The 313-nt window shown below is 69.6% G+C and carries 1 protein-coding gene; it reads right to left on the bottom strand.

Going from position 1 to position 313, the window contains the following annotated elements:
* Positions 1-313 (bottom strand): hypothetical protein (locus RND78_RS27990; protein ID WP_312733498.1); only part of this gene is annotated, 313 nt, incomplete at both ends.

The following is a 313-nucleotide window of genomic DNA, read 5'->3' as shown; positions in this document are numbered from 1 at the left end:
CCTTGCCGCCCACGTTGCTGATATCGCCCGTGCCGGTGGCCAGGGTCAGGTCGCCGGCGCTTTGCAGGGTGCCGCCGGCGTTGTCGAGACTGCCGGCCGTGACGTTCAAGGCACCGTCCTGGCTGGCGAGCAGACCGTCACCGCCGTTGAGCACCCGGCCGCTCGTGGTGAGGCTCAAGCCGGTCTGGCCGGCGACGGTGCCGCCGCTGCTGTTGTCCAGACCGCCGACCAGCAGGGTCAGGAGGCCGCCGCTGTTGAGCCGGCCATGGGCGTTGCTGACGGCAGTTGCGTTCTTGATCAGCAGATCGCCCTT

Source organism: Pseudomonas oryzihabitans (genome assembly GCF_032027545.1).
In the GTDB taxonomy this organism is placed as follows: domain Bacteria; phylum Pseudomonadota; class Gammaproteobacteria; order Pseudomonadales; family Pseudomonadaceae; genus Chryseomonas; species Chryseomonas oryzihabitans_F.
Note: the sequence above shows the minus strand (reverse complement) of the source record. Positions and strands in the feature narration are given on the sequence as shown.